This window comes from Cryobacterium sp. (assembly GCF_025463825.1).
Taxonomy (GTDB): domain Bacteria; phylum Actinomycetota; class Actinomycetes; order Actinomycetales; family Microbacteriaceae; genus Cryobacterium.
The window spans coordinates 1-14,032 of the sequence record NZ_JAODBG010000097.1 but is presented as its reverse complement, the minus strand read 5'-3'; the positions used below and the strand labels follow the sequence as shown (position 1 = coordinate 14,032).

Annotated in this window: 15 protein-coding genes and 2 pseudogenes; 8 read left to right on the top strand and 9 right to left on the bottom strand. The window is 66.7% G+C overall.

The features are described from left to right. Positions 1-253: 253 nt before the first annotated feature. Positions 254-1,078: an MSMEG_6728 family protein gene (locus tag JWP54_RS12020; RefSeq protein WP_297372326.1), complete on the bottom strand. Its 825-nt coding sequence runs from the start codon at positions 1,076-1,078 to the stop codon at positions 254-256. Positions 1,079-1,400: 322 nt separating this feature from the next. Here JWP54_RS12020 and JWP54_RS12015 point away from each other — a divergent pair, with 322 nt between their 5' ends. Next, on the top strand, positions 1,401-1,598 hold the full coding sequence (locus JWP54_RS12015) for an isoprenylcysteine carboxylmethyltransferase family protein (RefSeq protein WP_297372323.1): 198 nt from the start codon (positions 1,401-1,403) through the stop codon (positions 1,596-1,598). Positions 1,599-1,615: 17 nt separating this feature from the next. On the opposite strand, the gene JWP54_RS12010 is transcribed toward JWP54_RS12015, so the two are convergent. After that, on the bottom strand, positions 1,616-2,494 hold the full coding sequence (locus JWP54_RS12010) for a helix-turn-helix transcriptional regulator (RefSeq protein ID WP_297372320.1): 879 nt from the start codon (positions 2,492-2,494) through the stop codon (positions 1,616-1,618). Positions 2,495-2,643: 149 nt separating this feature from the next. On the opposite strand from JWP54_RS12010, the gene JWP54_RS12005 reads away from it, so the two are divergent. After that, positions 2,644-3,480 (top strand): SDR family oxidoreductase, encoded by an 837-nt coding sequence (locus JWP54_RS12005; protein ID WP_297372317.1) that lies wholly within the window; start codon positions 2,644-2,646, stop codon positions 3,478-3,480. A gap of 93 nt (positions 3,481-3,573) precedes the next feature. Here the strand turns inward: JWP54_RS12005 and pgi are convergent, their stop codons facing one another. The 3 genes from pgi to JWP54_RS11990 form a co-directional block, all read right to left on the bottom strand. Beyond that, positions 3,574-5,301: a glucose-6-phosphate isomerase gene (gene pgi, locus JWP54_RS12000; RefSeq protein ID WP_297372314.1), complete on the bottom strand. Its 1,728-nt coding sequence runs from the start codon at positions 5,299-5,301 to the stop codon at positions 3,574-3,576. Between the two features lie 436 nt (positions 5,302-5,737). After that, entirely contained in the window at positions 5,738-6,067 is a 330-nt protein-coding gene (locus tag JWP54_RS11995; protein ID WP_297372311.1) for a TraR/DksA C4-type zinc finger protein, read from the bottom strand. 315 nt (positions 6,068-6,382) lie between these two features. Further along, complete coding sequence (locus JWP54_RS11990; protein WP_297372308.1) at positions 6,383-7,207, bottom strand: MBL fold metallo-hydrolase; 825 nt, start codon at positions 7,205-7,207, stop codon at positions 6,383-6,385. Positions 7,208-7,346: 139 nt separating this feature from the next. On the opposite strand from JWP54_RS11990, the pseudogene JWP54_RS11985 reads away from it, so the two are divergent. The 5 genes and pseudogenes from JWP54_RS11985 (at position 7,347) to JWP54_RS11965 (ending at position 11,304) form a co-directional block, all read left to right on the top strand. After that, positions 7,347-8,368: pseudogene (locus JWP54_RS11985) on the top strand (AAA family ATPase). 160 nt (positions 8,369-8,528) lie between these two features. After that, a complete protein-coding gene (locus JWP54_RS11980; protein ID WP_297372305.1) occupies positions 8,529-8,879 on the top strand; it encodes a hypothetical protein in 351 nt (116 codons plus the stop codon). Positions 8,880-8,936: 57 nt separating this feature from the next. Next, positions 8,937-9,878: an ABC transporter ATP-binding protein gene (locus tag JWP54_RS11975; RefSeq protein WP_297372302.1), complete on the top strand. Its 942-nt coding sequence runs from the start codon at positions 8,937-8,939 to the stop codon at positions 9,876-9,878. After that, positions 9,775-10,575 (top strand): ABC transporter ATP-binding protein, encoded by an 801-nt coding sequence (locus JWP54_RS11970; protein WP_297372298.1) that lies wholly within the window; start codon positions 9,775-9,777, stop codon positions 10,573-10,575. The genes JWP54_RS11975 and JWP54_RS11970 overlap by 104 nt, the downstream gene beginning before the upstream one ends. A gap of 57 nt (positions 10,576-10,632) precedes the next feature. Continuing rightward, the gene (locus JWP54_RS11965) at positions 10,633-11,304 is read left to right on the top strand and encodes a hypothetical protein (protein ID WP_297372295.1); all 672 of its coding nucleotides are present in this window, start codon (positions 10,633-10,635) and stop codon (positions 11,302-11,304) included. 73 nt (positions 11,305-11,377) lie between these two features. Here the strand turns inward: JWP54_RS11965 and JWP54_RS11960 are convergent, their stop codons facing one another. The 4 genes from JWP54_RS11960 to JWP54_RS11945 form a co-directional block, all read right to left on the bottom strand. After that, the gene (locus JWP54_RS11960; protein WP_297372292.1) at positions 11,378-12,358 is read right to left on the bottom strand and encodes an SRPBCC family protein; all 981 of its coding nucleotides are present in this window, start codon (positions 12,356-12,358) and stop codon (positions 11,378-11,380) included. A gap of 14 nt (positions 12,359-12,372) precedes the next feature. Next, positions 12,373-12,726: a helix-turn-helix transcriptional regulator gene (locus tag JWP54_RS11955; RefSeq protein WP_297372289.1), complete on the bottom strand. Its 354-nt coding sequence runs from the start codon at positions 12,724-12,726 to the stop codon at positions 12,373-12,375. Positions 12,727-12,789: 63 nt separating this feature from the next. Beyond that, positions 12,790-13,248: a hypothetical protein gene (locus JWP54_RS11950; protein ID WP_297372287.1), complete on the bottom strand. Its 459-nt coding sequence runs from the start codon at positions 13,246-13,248 to the stop codon at positions 12,790-12,792. Then, entirely contained in the window at positions 13,245-13,844 is a 600-nt protein-coding gene (locus JWP54_RS11945; protein ID WP_367274218.1) for a molybdopterin dinucleotide binding domain-containing protein, read from the bottom strand. Before JWP54_RS11945 ends, JWP54_RS11950 begins: the two co-directional genes overlap by 4 nt. Here JWP54_RS11945 and JWP54_RS11940 point away from each other — a divergent pair. After that, positions 13,843-14,032 (top strand): annotated as a pseudogene (locus JWP54_RS11940) (IS3 family transposase); the annotation flags it as partial. The gene JWP54_RS11945 and the pseudogene JWP54_RS11940 sit on opposite strands and share 2 nt — an antisense overlap.

The following is a 14,032-nucleotide window of genomic DNA, read 5'->3' as shown; positions in this document are numbered from 1 at the left end:
GGTCCGGGTTGCGTGCTCCGCCGGTTTTGTCTCCATCGGAGTGAGCGTTGCAGTAGAGGACATCAGGCGACTCCGTTTCAGTGAGGGTGCTCCATCCAGACCCGACGCCCCTACTCCAGCGCGGTTGAATCGATTAGTTCAACACTAAAAACGGCCTGTTTCGGATATATGACGCCAGCGTGCGGGTCGTGTTAACGTTTCGACGGCACCCGGCCGGCGGGCCCCGGGAAACGGCAGCGCATCGGCCCTCGGGTCAGACTGGGAACACTGTCCTCGGGTCTTGGAGCAGCGCCGGATACGCAAAGGCCTGGCGGGACAGCTCACCGTGGAATTCGGCCGGCAGCCGCAGCGCCAGCTCGCCGTTGTCCTCCGAGGTCACGACTGACCCGGTGACGGTGCCGCGAATCAGGCTGCCACCATCCACCGTCAGCACCGCGATCCGGGTACCGGGTTCGAGAGCCGCGAAGGCTTCCAGCTGCTTCTGCCACTTCGGGTTGCGCCTGCCACGCGGGGACAGCTCCCGAATGGCGACAGTGCTGGTCGCCATCCACTCGTCGAACTCGCTACTGTTGCGGGGCCGAAGGATCCACAGTGGGGCAAGTGGCGCACCGGATGCCGCTGCAGAACTGACAGCATCCCCGGACGCTATCGGGTCGGGACCCGGCCAGACGTACGGCAGGTCATCCGGCACCCCGGGGAACAGTGGCGCGTAGAACTCGGGTGCCTTCCGCACCAGGTTGGAGCGGTGGCTCAGGTGCAACGCCTCATCGCCGAGCCAGGAGGGCAGCGCCACCGGTCCTCCGGCTGCCGCCTCCGGCGCGAACTCGGATATCAGGGGCCGGGTAGTGTCGGCGTGGCCACGACCGGTCCATTCATCCACCATGTCCAGCGCGTACCGGGTCAGGGCGGGCACGTACCCGCGCCACATCTGCATGGCGGGGTGGCTCTGCCAACCGTAGGACGGCAGCACAATCGCTCGGAGCACCTGCAGCGCCTCGACGCGTTGCTTGCCCAGCCGCGCAGGATCCAGGACGCTCGCGCTCTCGGCAAAATCGGGAAACGGAAGGAAGGTCTGCACGCCTCCAGTCTTACCCCGATAGGGCGACCCCGGCCGGGGCCGTCCCTGCTCGAAGCGGCGCCCCCGGACCGAAGCACCTGGCTAGCCTGACTCCATGGCATCGTCGCGGGCGTCATCCCCTGGCTCATCACCGGCTGGCGGGAGTTCGCCTGGGCCGGTGCGGCATGGGTCGTCGTGCCGCTGGCCGGCCTGATGATCGCCCTCGGGGTGAGTTTCCTCCTGCACGCCTTCGCCCTTTTCGCGCTGCACCGCGGCACGCCCGCACCGATCGCTCCCACCGAGACCCTCGTTGTGACGGGGGTGTACAATTTTGTACCTTGCCGTGCTCGCCATTATTCTCGGCCAGGCACTGCTGTTCGGGAGCTGGTTGCTCGTGCTCTACGCCGGGATTGCCTTCGCGGCGGTCTTCGCTTTTGTGAAGGGTTACGAGGAGCCGACCCTCACCCGCATCTACGGCGAGCAGCACCTCGAGTACCGACGCAACGTGTCTGGGTGGTGGCCGCGGGGGCCCAGGCGGTGAGTGCCGAAGCTGCCCGGTCAGGATTCGGCGGCGGCGTGGGCCGCGGCGCCCGTGTTCGCCAGATTCGACAGCAGCTGCAGTCCATCGTGCGAGGGGGATCCGGGCTCGGCGGTGAAGACGAGCATCTGCAGCCCACGGTCGCTGGAGAGATCCATCCCCTGGAACGTCAGGTCCAGGTTTCCGACGACGGGATGGTGCACGCGCTTGATGCCAGTACGGTGCTCGCGGACATCGTGGGATCCCCAGAGGGTGCGGAACAGGTCGCTTCGCGTGGACAGCTCGCCGACGAGGTCGCTCAGTAGACGGTCGTAGGGTGATCGGCCGGCTTCGGCGCGGAGAATGGCGACGATCTGCCGGGCGTTGGCCTCCCAGTCTCGGTAGAACACCTGTGCTTTCGGGTCCAGGAACACGAAGCGGGCGGCGTTCACCGGCGGGTGGGCATCCTCGAACATCACGGAGAACAGGGCATGGCCGAGCCGGTTGGTGGCGACAGCATCGAGGCGGCCGTTCTGGACGAACACCGGCACGGTCGACATGGCGTCGATGGTCTGCTGCATGCTGGGGGTCAGTTGAACCTTGCGGGACGGACGCCCCCGCTGCGGGTGGACGCCGGCGTTCGCAGCGCGCACCAGGTCGTACAGGTGGGAGTGTTCGGCGTCATCCAAATGCAACGCCCGGCTGATGCCGTCGATGACCGCCTCGGATACGCCGCTGGCGTTGCCCCGTTCGATGCGCTTGTAATACTCCGCGCTCATCCCCGCGACCAGCGCGACTTCTTCACGACGCAGCCCCGGCACGCGGCGACGGCCGCCGAAGTCCGGCAGGCCCGCCTCCTGCGGGGTCAGCTTCGCCCGGCGCGACACGAGAAACTCGCGAAGGTCGTCGTGGTTGTCCATGGAGTAGAACCTACGCCGCATCACGAGTGCTAAAGGGTCCCTCTCAAGGCACCTCTCGGTAGGGCCGCGCTAAATATCGGGCAACCGGATTGACTCGAACATCAGCCGCCCCGCTTCGGCGGCAGAGAACTTTGAGAAAGGCATCATCAATGAGCAACGTATGGTTTGTCACCGGTTCCGCCCGCGGTATGGGCGTCGACATCGCCAAGGCGGCCCTCGCCGCCGGCCATTCAGTCGTCGCCACCGCACGCGATGCCGCCAAGGTCACGGCGGCGCTCGGCGAGCACGACAACCTCCTCCCGTTGTCGCTCGATATCACCGACGCGTCTGCCGCCGTGGCCGCCACCGCGGCTGCGGTCGAGCGCTTCGGTCGCATTAACGTGCTCGTGAACAACGCCGGCAGCTTCTACGCCGGCTATTTCGAGAACATCAGCGAGCAGCAGCTGCGGGCGCAGATGGAGACGAACTTCTTCGGTCCCCTCAACGTCACCCGCGCCATCCTGCCGGTCATGCGCGAGCAGCGCTTCGGCCAGGTGATCACCATCACCTCGGCAGCCGGCCTGATGGGTCAGGAATTCGTCGCGGCATATGCCGCATCGAAGTTCGCGCTCGAGGGGTGGATGGAGTCGCTCCGGTTCGACCTGGAACCCTACGGTATCCGCACCATGGCCGTGGAACCGGGCTTTTTCCGCACCGAACTGCTCGTCGAGGGCTCGTCGACGATCTGGCCGGAACTCGACATCGCGGACTACACCAAGCGCACCACCGACACGATCGCGGCGTGGTCGAGCATGAACGGCCAGCAGGGCGGCGACCCGAAGAAGCTTGCCCAGGCGCTCGTCACGCTCTCCGACTCCCCCGAGCTGCCATTGCGGTTCCTTGCCGGCGCCGACGTCATGAGCGGTGTCGGGCAGAACCTCACCGTCATCCAGGGCCAGATCGACGCCCACCGCGACCTGTCGGCCTCTCTCAACTACGACGCCTGAGCCGACCGGCAGCGCCCAGGAGGCGATGCCGCCTTCGCAGGGCTGCCAGTCGTGCCGGCAACGGCCGGCACGACTGGCATCCGCCGCCTGTTGTTAGCCGCGCAGTTCGAGGTACTTGGCGATCAACGCCTTGGTCGACGAGTCCTGGGACTGCAGAGCGTCGGCGTCGCCGTCGACGGCAGGAGTGATCTGCAGCGCCAACTGCTTGCCCAATTCGACTCCCCACTGATCGAACGAGTCGATGCCCCAGATGGTGCCTTCGACGAAGACAATGTGCTCGTAGAGGGCAATCAGCTGGCCGACCACGCTGGGCGTGAGGGACGGCGCGAGGATCGACGTCGTCGGCCGGTTCCCGGCGAACGCGCGGGCCGGTACGACGGACTCCTTGGTGCCTTCGGCGCGCACCTCGTCGGCCGTCTTCCCGAACGCGAGAGCCTTGGTCTGGGCGAAGAAGTTCGCCATGAACAGAGCGTGCACGTCCTGGCCGGGCTCGACGGCGGCGCCGTCCCCGGTCTCATCCTTCAACGGGTGGGCGGGGTTCGCGACCGCGATGAAGTCCGCCGGGACCAGACGGGTGCCCTGGTGAATGAGCTGGTAGAAGGCGTGCTGCCCGTTGGTGCCCGGTTCGCCCCAGAACACCTCGCCGGTGTCGGTCGTGACGGGGGTGCCGTCCCATCGCACGCTCTTGCCGTTCGACTCCATCGTGAGCTGCTGCAGGTAGGCCGGGAAACGGTGCAGGTACTGGGCGTACGGAAGCACCGCGTGACTTTGCGCCTTGAGGAAGTTGGAGTACCAGACGTTCAGGAGACCCATCAGCACGGGCACGTTCTGCTCGAGCGGCGCGGTGCGCATGTGCTCGTCGAGGGCGTGGAAGCCGGCGAGGAACTCCCGCCAGTTGTCGGGGCCGATGGCGATGACCACGGAGGTGCCGATCGCGGAATCGATCGAGTACCGGCCGCCCACCCAGTCCCAGAACCCGAACGCGTTCTCGGGGTCGATGCCGAACGCCGCGACCTTGTCGAGGGCGGTCGACACGGCGACGAAGTGTTTGGCGACCGCGTCAGCGCGGGCGATGTCGGTTCCGTCGATGGCACCGGCGGTGAGGAGCTGGTTCCACAGCCACTCGCGGGCCAGCCGCGCGTTGGTGAGGGTCTCCAGGGTGCCGAATGTCTTGGATGCGACGATGAACAGGGTGGTTTCCGGGTCGAGGCCCGCCGTCTTCTCGTAGACGTCGTTCGGGTCGATGTTGGAGACGAAGCGGCACTCGAGGCCGGCCTGCACGTAGGGCTTCAGCGCCTCGTAGACCATGACGGGGCCGAGGTCGGAACCGCCGATCCCGATGTTGACGACGGTCTTGATCGGCTTGCCGGTGACGCCGGTCCACGCGCCGGAGCGCACCTTCTCGGCGAAGGCGTACACCTTGTCCAGGGTGGCGTGCACGTCGGCGTCGACGTCCTGACCGTCGACGACGAAACCGGTCGGCGGCACAAGGCCGGCGCCGTCTTTGGGGCGGCGCAGTGCCGTGTGGAGAACCGCTCGGTCTTCGGTCACGTTGATGTGCTCGCCGGCGATCATCGCATCGAATCGGCCCGACACGTCCACATCCTTCGCCAGCTGCAGGAGCTGGGTGAGGATCTCCTCGGTCAGGAGGTTCTTCGACAGGTCGAAGGTGAGGTCGGCGGCTTGATAGGTGTAGCGATCGGCTCGGTCGGGGTCGGCGGCGAACCAACCGCGCAGATCTGGCGTGAAGCCGTCGGCGATGCTGGCAAGCTGCTTCCACGCGTCAGTCGACGTGGGATCAACGGGGGCAGATTCGGTCATGATTTCTCCTCGACGCCGGACTACAGATTGCCCGCTAGTCCCGCAGTGCAGCGGGGCGGACCTCGTTTAACCCTATTGCCGTAGCCGGCCATCGGCATGCACCGAACGGAGAGGCCGGCCCGGCTCCCGAAATTTGTGGTGTCACAGGTAGGTGTCGGTGCTGAGGCTTTGAAGAGGTGCCGCGCCAGGTCCTGCCAGTGCACGGCGCTGGACGCGTCCGTCACGGGACGTTGACCAGCACGGCACCGAATGCGACGGGCAAGAAGTGCCGGGTCGTCGCATCCGGTGGCGACCACGAAGGTGAGCACGTCGCGACGCGGCCGCGGTGCCGTCCGCTGTCAGCACCGCGGCCGTCGGTGGCTCACCGGGTGCGGCGCGAAGCAATCGGGCCGCGTCTGGCGTGCTCATGGGCGCGCCCGCGCCCGCGCCGCAGCTGTCATGGTGCCTGTTCTGCGCGGCCCTGGCAGGACACACACAATTCGGCGTGCGGTACGACGGCCAGGCGTTCCGTCGCGATCGGCTCGAAACATCCGGTGCCGGTACCGAAGGTTCCCGTGCCGATGCGGGCCAAGGCCCGCGTGATCTGGGCGATGACCCGTCTGCTGGACTGCGTGGTGGACCAGGCCACGACGTCCAGGTGCGGTGCCGCGCGCGGATCCAGTTCGCCGATCAGTGCTTCCCGTTCCCGGAGTTGTCTCTTCAGGATCCGGCGGAAAGCGGCGACGTCGACCGGGGTGGCGCGGGCGGGTGAAGGCCGGGTGACCAAGGTTCTACTCCTAAGCGTTAGATGAAAAACGCGCCGCAACTGCGACGCGCTACTACCGGCCGATCCGACCGAATACCTGGGTCAGAGCGGTGGAGCGCGCGTGAGTGAGCAGAAGAGCACAACACATCCTGCAAAATCGAACCGGCGAGTCGGCACGACGCGCTGCGTCGCCGCGATGTGAGCGTCCACCAGACCCGGGGTGCGCGGAGCGCATCCGGAGGTCATTCGAGGCGTGGACATAGCCTCACCATAGCCCGGCCCCATTAAAGGCAAGTTGGCGGGTATTCCGCTCACATCGAGCGGACTGTGCCGTCGTTATTCCGGCGTCCGGCCGGGCTCTCTTTTCTGGGCGAGCCGCTGCAGTTGCCAGGCGTGCACCTCAGGCAGCCACTCCAGTGGCGCTGATGCACCGACCCGCGGGTCGTCGGGCACGCCGCCGTCCCGCAGGGTCTGCACGTACGCGCGATCCTGTTCGATTCGCGCTCGAATCCGGCCGTCTCCGCCGACCGACCCGTGACCGGGGATGACGACGTCGACGCCGTCCGCCACGGCCTCGAACAGCCGCAGCGCAGTGAGGTAATCCCCCAGCGGATCCGTGGCCTCCAGATCGAGGAACGGCATCAGGATGTCCGAGAGCATGTCGCCGGCCACGAGAACGCCGCGCTCCTCGATCAACAGCGCCGCATGGCCGACGGCATGCGCCCGATGCTCGAGGATCCGGACTGCCGGGCCATCCCACGGAACCTGCGGGGCATCAGCGGGTAGACCGGTGATGAACCCGAGCAGATCCATCGGAATGTCCTCCGCGTGCTCCGGCGGCAGCCCCTCGGCGATCTGGTCTTTCCAATCCGCGTTGGACAACACCGCCCGGATGGAGGCGGCGCCTGGGGCCGTGCCGTAGCGCGGAGCAACGCCGAAGCTGGGGCGCCAGAGCACGTGGTCCCAATGCGGATGCGTCGAGAACCCGGCTACAACGGGCTGGCCCAATGCGCGCAGGTCATCCGCGAGGTCGGCCATCTCGGCCCGGGTGATCCCGGGGTCGATGAGCAACACGCCATCCCTGCCCTGCACGACGATCGAATTACTCTGGAGGAACTCGCTCTCGTGGACCAGCACTCCATCCGCGACCTGCGTCAACATGGGGCTTCCTTCCGGGGTTTGCACCCGCTCGAGACGGTACTCCCAGGCGGTGGTGGAGCGCCATGGGCCGCCCTACGCTGAAGATATCGACGCCAGGCTCGAACGCTCACCCGCCTCACGATCGCCACAGGAGAAACGCATGGCCAGCAAACGCAATCCGCTCGATGAGCTGCGTGAGACGCTCAGCCATCTGGCCGAGCAGCTCAAGCTGCCGGGTTCGGATCGGGTCGATGATCTGGTGGGTGATCTCTTCGGAGGCCGCCCCGGCCCGGCCCGGCCGCTTGCAGAGGTGCAGGCCGATCTCGACGCGCTGGTCGGCTTGGAGACGGTGAAGGAACAGGTCCGAGCGCTCGTCGCACTGCTTCAGGTCCAGGCCCGTCGCAAGGCGCACGGCCTGCCCGAGGTGGCCACCTCCCAACATCTGGTGTTCCTCGGAAACCCTGGCACCGGCAAGACCACGGTGGCGCGGCTTCTCGCCGAGATGTACCGGGCGGTCGGCCTGTTGCAGAAGGGACATCTGGTGGAAGTCGACCGGTCGGGGCTGGTGGGGCAATACGTCGGCGCGACCGCCATCAAGACCGGCCGGGTGATCCGGCGGGCACTCGACGGCGTCTTGTTCATCGACGAGGCCTACGCTCTGGCACCGGGGGTGGCCGGCTGGACTTCGGCCCCGAGGCGATCGAGGTCCTGCTCAAACGGATGGAAGATCACCGCCACCGACTCGTGGTGATCGTGGCCGGCTATCCGCGGTTGATGGAATCGTTCCTGCTGTCGAACCCGGGCCTACGCTCCCGATTCGCGCGCGAGATCACCTTCCCCGATTACTCTCTCGACGCGCTCGAGGCGATCTTCAACCAGATGCTGGCCCAGCACGAGTACCTCCTGGAGCCGGGCGCTGAGCAGATGCTGCGCCGCATCCTCGCCGGCCTTCACACCGGCGAGGACTCCGGCAACGCCCGCTTCGGGCGCACCCTGTTCGAGCAGGCGCTCAATCGGCAGGCGCTGAGGCTCTCACTCGACGCGGACCGGAGCCTGGACGCGCTCGATCGTGACGACGTCATGACGCTCACCGCCTCCGACATCGTCGAGGCTACGCAAGCCCTGGGCGAAGGACCTGCGCCGGAGCCTGAACCGTCACGGTGGTGGCGCTGGCTGACCTGACGGGTTCAGCAACGTCCGCGCGCACACCATCGCGAAAACGCGTTGCGGCGTCCCATATCCACATCTCGATGCCGCCCGCTGCCCCGATAGAGTCGTCTTGCGGCGCGGCCGCCTGCTTTTCCGCTGATGGAGGTGAAGGGCCATTCCCCGTTCCGCATTTTTGCGAAATTGGCTCCTCACCCTGTTGATCCGGCGATGGCGAGCCCAGTCCAAACTCTTCGCCCTCGTCCTCGTCGTTTCCGTGGTCGCCGGAACTGTGCTCACAGGCTCGCTGCTCCTCGTCCGGTCCGCGGAAGAAGCCGGCGTCCGCGACGGTCTCGCGTCGATGACGGCGGATCAGGTCGACGTCTCCGTTCGCGTCCTCAATCCCGAAATTCCGGTGACCGACACCCGGGCGGACATCGACCGGGCTACCGCGCAGGCGTACGGAGCGGGTGTGGACTGGTCGAGTCGTGGCTGGGTGACGAGTGCGTGGGTGACGACGGCCCCTCGCACCGGCCGTTACCGCTGACACACCGCTCTCCCGCCGCGTCAGAACGGCCGACATCCTGCGAACAGGGGAAGAAACATGACAGTGACCAGCACCCTCTCACAGGGCAAAGCACTTGAGTTCGGGGCGGCGGCGCTCATCGTCTGCGACTCGGTGGTGCGAGTCTTCCGCGGCAATGGTGTCGAAGTCCAGGCCCTGCAGGGCTTGGATCTCCTGGTGCACGAGGGCGACATGCTGGCCATCGTCGGGGCGTCCGGCTCCGGCAAGTCCACGCTGCTCGGCATCCTGTCCGGGCTCGACGTGCCAACGGCCGGGCGTGCGCGGGTGGCGGGCCACGACCTCACCACGATGCGAGGTCAGGAGCTCGTGCGGTACCGGCGCTCGACCGTGGGATTCGTGCGACAGCAGTCGTCGCGCAACCTGCTGCCCAACCTCACCGCCAGCGAGAACATCGCCCTTCCGCTCGCCCTGGCCGGTGCGGGCAGGCGCGAGCGCGCGGCCAAAGCTGCCGAACTGCTCAGCGCCATGGGCCTGGTGGAGCGCGCTGACCAGGGGCCGGCGCAGTTGTCCGGGGGCGAGCAACAGCGCGTCTCGATTGCCGTCGCACTGGCCGGCTCGCCGCAGGTGCTACTCGCGGATGAGCCGACGGGCCAACTCGACGCCCGCACCGGCGAGGAGGTGTTCGCGGCCCTTCGCACCGTCAACGAGGCCCTCGGCTGCACGGTGGTGATCGTCACGCACGATGCGACCGTGGCCGGTCAGGTGCGACGGGCCGTCGCCATCCGCGACGGCAGGATCTCGTCCGACACGTTGCGCCGGAACGAGCTGAACGCCGAGGGGATCTCCACGTCGTCGGAGGAAGAGTTCGCGGTGCTCGACCGGGTGGGCAGATTGCAGTTGCCTAGCGAGTTCCGCCATGCCCTGCGGCTCAACGATTGGGTGCGGCTCACGCTGGAAGACGACCACGTCGGAGTCTGGCCAGAACACGGCGTCGGCACAGACGCGGAGGCAGGCCGGTGAACGACGTGCTCGTAGTGGAGAACCTCACCCGCACCTTCCGAACGTCGGTCGGCGACGTGACCGCCCTTCGGGACGTGTCGTTCCGCATTCCGCGTGGGCAGGTCGTCGCATTGTCGGACGGTCCGGGTCGGGCAAGACGACGCTGCTGAACTGTGTCAGCGGCCTCGACGTCCCCAGTTCGGGTTCGGTCCTCCTGGACGGGAAACCCGTCACCGGTCGTCCCGAATTAGAGCGCACCGCCCTGCGCAGGGACTCGATGGCGTTCGTCTTCCAGACCTTCGGTCTTCTCCCGCATCTGTCGATCGCGGAGAACGTGGGTCTGCCGCTGCGACTGCGGCGCGAAGACCCGGATCGTCGCGAGGAGCGCGTGGCTCATCTGCTCGACCTGGTGGGACTCGGTGGTCGGGGTCGTTCGCGGCCCGACGAGTTGTCCGGCGGTCAGCAGCAGCGCGTGGCGATCGCGAGGGCGCTCGCGAATTCGCCGCGGCTGCTCATCGCCGATGAGCCGACCGGCCAATTGGACGCGCAAACCGGAGCCGCCATCATGGACCTCATCCGTGCCGTGGTGCACGCCGAATCGGGGACGGCCCTCATCGCCACCCATGATCAAGCGGTGCAGGGATCGGCCGATCGCATCCTCCACATCGTGGACGGGGCACTCACCAGCGGTGGTCACCACGCGGCGATGAACCCTTGACGGGCCCGCCGGACTGGGGCCAGTCTGGACGCGTGGGGGTTGCGAAGGAGCGAACTCGTGAAGGCGCTGGAGCGGGTCGGAGCGTTTAGCGGAGCAGCCTGGGTGTTGCTCGCCAATCTCAGTAGCGCAATGGTCGGAGAGGGCTCCGGAGGTGGGGGTTCGCCCGGGCAACGGACCCTGGACGAGGCAGAGAGAATCGCCGAAAACCCGTGGACTCGGCCGGCCTATTTTCTGGTGATCCTCGGGACGATGGCGTTGATCATGTTCGTGGGCTATCTGTGCTGGCGCGTTCGAGAGGGCGGGTGGGTTGCGACCACGGCAATGGTCGCGGGTACCGCCGCGATCATCGCGAATCTGATTTCCACGTCGATCGTGATCACGATATCCGTCCTGCGCGATGAGCTCTCACCGGAGCTCGCCCATGCGCTTGAAGACCTCGATGGCGCCGGGCACCTGGTGCAATCCCTGCCCTTGGGGGTGTTCGTGCTGTTCGCCTCCGTAGGGGCACTGATGACCAGGGCACTGGGGCGGGTGCTGGGCTGGGCCGGGGTCGCGGTCGGGGCAACGAGCATCATCGTGTTCGCCGCCAGCGGGCTCCCCGACACCGATGACATCTTTGCGTGGCCTTTCCTGTTGGTCTTGCTCTGGGTTGCGGTCGTGAGTCTGCGGCTCGGCTTCGTACGCACGAGGAACACCGCGCCCACACCGGCCGAGCATCCCTCAACCTGACAACTGACCCGGGGCGCGGCCGCAGGTGGGGCGCCCTGAAGCACCGGTGAGCGCCCCGCCTGGACCGGTGGAGCTAGGCCAGCGTCGGCTGCAGCAGTCCCTCGAGGCGCTGGTAACTCGTCTCCATGCCGTCGGTCATGCCGGTCGCCAGCACCGCGTCGCGCTGCTCGGCGTTCGCATAGGTGATGACCAGGGAGAGCAGGGTGCCGCCCTCGACCTCCGTGAGGGTCATCTCGTTGAGCGTCGCCGGGAAGTCCATCCCGATCATCGTCTCGGTGGTGGCCGCGCGGTACGGTTCCTCCGACTCGAGCAGCTCTCCGGTGAAGCCGAAGCGTTCCTCGCCGCCTTCCCGCTGCCACTCATAGCGGTAGCTGTCTCCGACGGCGGTCGCGATCTCGCAGACGGGCATCGACCAGCCGTCGGGCCCGAGCAACCACTGCTTCATGAGGGTGGCGTCGTTGTGTGCCCGCCACACCTGGTCGACGGTGCCGCGGATGACCCGCGCCACCCGCACCTGGGTGTCGCTGAGGATCTGCGCCTGAGCCCCGCGCTCGGTGGCGAATGCTGCCAGATCGGCCAGCACCTGGTCGATCTGGGCCATCGCCTCGCGAGTGCCCTTGAGCATGCCCATCTCAAGAAGTTGTTGCATCTGCTCGAGTGAGTCGAAGTGCGAGGTGGTCTTGAGGCGGCTGCCGTCGCTCGTCTCCTCGAAGACGAAGTCCATGCGGGTAGTCGGGAGATCGGGGTTCGGCACGCCCGCCGCATCCGAGAAGCGGTCGAGCACTTCGAAGGTGTGGGGAGCGTCGGCCGAGGTCCAGTCCCAGCAGCCGTAGTGCACGTCTCCCTCCGGCCCGGTCATCGAATAGACGCTGCGCCCACCGGCCAGGGCGTCGTGCCGAAGGAACGTGGCTGGATACGTCGGCGGACCCCAGAACCGCTCGATTTGACGCGGATCGGTGTATGCGTCCCAGAGCCGGCGAAGTGGTGCCGCGAAGTCGGCGACGATGGTGATGGCGAGCTGGTCGAGGTCTTTCTCGACAGAGGTGACGGGCATGATGTTCCCTTCGATCAGGTGTCGGGTGGAGCCGGTTCGTCTTCCGCAAGCAGGATGTCGAGGCGGTCGATGCGCGAACGCCAGAGTTCTTCGAAGTGGTCGAGCAGGCGCTGCGCCTGGCGGATGCGCTCGAGATTTCCCCGCACCATCCGCTCACGACCACGTGATTCTTTGGTCACGAGCCTCGCCTCCTCCAAAACTGCAACGTGTTTCTGCACGGCCGCGAAGGACATGTCGTAGGAATCCGCCAGCTGAGACACCGAGACATCGGTGACCAGCGTGCGGCGCACGATATCCCGCCGCGTCGCGTCCGCGAGGGCACGGAAGAGGCGGTTGACGTCCTGCTCGGAAAGCTCTGATACAACCATTTGGTTGCAGTTTATGCGGCGCGAACGAATCGCGCAACCACCGAACGGCTTCGTCGAAGAATTTCAGCCGGCGACGATGAGTGCCTGAGGGGCTGCTTGGCTCATCCTGGTTTGCAGCCATCTCAGTTGGGTGCTGGTTTGGCTGTTGCAGGCCGTGACCACCGCCAGGAGTTCAGTGTCCCGCATCCCCTGCGCGGCTTGCCTGATCATGGTCCAGGTGATGTCGACGAAGCTCGCGAGGAGGTAGAGGTCTTGCAGGTCCCGCAGGAGACCGACCGGTCCGGACCGGACCTCGGACAGGCCATCGGCGTGCAGGCGTTCCGGTTCATCGTCGTCCACCTCGCCGTACCGGGCGATGACGGGCTGAAGGGCCCTCTGGTGCGCGTCACATTGTTCGGCGAGGGTCCGGCAAAGAAAATGGATGTCGGGTTCGTGTCCGTGTCCCTCCGACACCTGGCGATAAGACTCCGCGAGGGTGCCTTCTGCCCGGTTCAGGAGCCCGAGGTAGAGCGGTAGCTTCATGAGTGTTCCTTCTTCGTCTCGGCGACGGGCGGTTCGATCGGAGCGAAAGTTTCCGTGGCCTGGGCCGCCGCACCGCCGACCGTGGGCAGGATCCTGCGCCCACCGGCAACGGGGCGGGAAGCCGTGGTGGTGGGCGCCGGCGCGGAGCCGGTGGCGTCTGCGACCTTCCTGATGCGGACGGCCGCGTTCTTCAGGACGGGTTGTTTCGAAACTGGATCCCACTCCGTGATGGTGAGCTCATTCGCGGCCTGACGCCAGGTTTTCGAGGCGGCAGGATCGTCCCGATAGCCGTAGTGGAAGGGGGCGAAGATACTGCCGTCCCGGATTCCGCTGACCCTCACCGGGGCGATGATGTGGCCGCGCCGCGATTCGACCCGCACGATGTCCCCCTCCCGTAGCCCATAGGACTCGGCATCGTTGGCGGACATCTCCACCCACACGTCCGGGGCTGCCGCGTTCAACTGCGCGGACCTGCCGGTCTTGGTGCGGGTGTGAAAGTGGTACACGGTGCGGCCGGTTGAGTACCGGAAGGGGTAGTCCTTGTTGCGCCCCGGGTTTAATGGAGGTTCTTGATCACCGGAAAGGTTGAGAATCATGCCAGCGTTGAAGAAGTATCCACCGGAGTTGAAGGATCGGGCGGTGCGGCTCGTCCTCGAGGCCCGTGACCAGGATGGCGGCCGTCGTGGAGCGTGTGCCAGGATCGGGCAGCAGCTCGGGATCCCGGCGGACACGCTGCGTGGCTGGGTGCATCGCACCGAGGTCGATCATGGGCTGCGGCCCGGGA

Bases quoted from the DNA above. Each gene is read 5' to 3' on its own strand.
- JWP54_RS12010 (WP_297372320.1), bottom strand. From the start codon at position 2,494: ATGGACAACCACGACGACCTTCGCGAGTTTCTCGTGTCGCGCCGGGCG.
- JWP54_RS12005 (WP_297372317.1), top strand. From the start codon at position 2,644: ATGAGCAACGTATGGTTTGTCACCGGTTCCGCCCGCGGTATGGGCGTC.
- pgi (WP_297372314.1), bottom strand. From the start codon at position 5,301: ATGACCGAATCTGCCCCCGTTGATCCCACGTCGACTGACGCGTGGAAG.
- JWP54_RS11990 (WP_297372308.1), bottom strand. From the start codon at position 7,207: ATGTTGACGCAGGTCGCGGATGGAGTGCTGGTCCACGAGAGCGAGTTC.
- JWP54_RS11975 (WP_297372302.1), top strand. From the start codon at position 8,937: ATGACAGTGACCAGCACCCTCTCACAGGGCAAAGCACTTGAGTTCGGG.
- JWP54_RS11970 (WP_297372298.1), top strand. From the start codon at position 9,775: ATGCCCTGCGGCTCAACGATTGGGTGCGGCTCACGCTGGAAGACGACC.
- JWP54_RS11960 (WP_297372292.1), bottom strand. From the start codon at position 12,358: ATGCCCGTCACCTCTGTCGAGAAAGACCTCGACCAGCTCGCCATCACC.
- JWP54_RS11955 (WP_297372289.1), bottom strand. From the start codon at position 12,726: ATGGTTGTATCAGAGCTTTCCGAGCAGGACGTCAACCGCCTCTTCCGT.
- JWP54_RS11950 (WP_297372287.1), bottom strand. From the start codon at position 13,248: ATGAAGCTACCGCTCTACCTCGGGCTCCTGAACCGGGCAGAAGGCACC.
- JWP54_RS11945 (WP_367274218.1), bottom strand. From the start codon at position 13,844: ATGATTCTCAACCTTTCCGGTGATCAAGAACCTCCATTAAACCCGGGG.